Source organism: Sphingobium ummariense RL-3 (assembly GCF_000447205.1).
GTDB classification, from domain to species: domain Bacteria; phylum Pseudomonadota; class Alphaproteobacteria; order Sphingomonadales; family Sphingomonadaceae; genus Sphingobium; species Sphingobium ummariense.
In genome coordinates, this window is the sequence record NZ_AUWY01000014.1 from 1 (window position 1) to 844 (window position 844).

Here is an 844-nt window from a genome sequence, read left to right on the forward strand (position 1 = left end):
AATAGTCAATTCTGTATCAATGAAGTCCGATCAACGATCTGATAACCTTGCTCGCGGCATGAATATGGCTCCTCAAGAAAAAGCAATGGAGGAGCGTGTGCCCTGGTCGATGTACGATAATATAGGACAACGCAAATATCTGACGATGAAAGAAACGGATTCATTTCTTTCTCACGCCCGCAATGAAGGGGTTTCAGTATATAGTTTCTGCTGGTTTCTGGCGGTGACTGGATGTAGGATATCGGAGGCCTTGGCAACATCTTGCCAGAACATCGATTTCGAATCCGGACATGTCATTATTAGGTGCCTGAAAAAGCGCCATAAGGCCGTGTTCCGGGCAGTTCCGCTACCGTTGAAGATGCTGGATCAGCTGCGGGAATGGGTGAAAAAAGGCGAACTCGACAGCAACGGCCTCTTCTGGCCCTGGTCGCGCATGACAGCCTATCGCCGGGTCACCGAAGTGATGAACAATGCGAAGATTTCCGGGCCATGGGCAGTTCCCAAGGGGCTTCGGCACGGGTTCGGCGTCCGTGCAATCCAGGCAGGCGTCCCCCTCAACCTCGTCCAGAGGTGGCTCGGGCACGCGGACATGAAGACCACTGCCATCTATGCCAATGCGAGTGGGCCGGAAGAACGAGAGATCGCCGCGCGGGCATGGTTGACCCAGGATTCGGTCTATGAGTTAAAGCGAAGGAGAACAGGATCGTGGTTAATGAAAAGCCCCGCGCCATGGGCGGACGGGCCAACGATCACGGCCTAAAATAAGGTTAACGCACTCGACGAAATGAAAGAATTTTGCTATTTAAATTAGTTAGGCTTGCGTGCTGATACAGTTTTGACTATT

General features: G+C 51.9%; 1 protein-coding gene. It reads left to right on the plus strand.

The window, feature by feature from the left end; genetic code table 11:
- Nucleotides 1-760, plus strand: a 760-nt coding sequence (locus M529_RS25460) for a tyrosine-type recombinase/integrase (RefSeq protein ID WP_236617624.1), incomplete at its 5' end; no start/stop codon positions are given.
- Nucleotides 761-844: the final 84 nt, after the last annotated feature.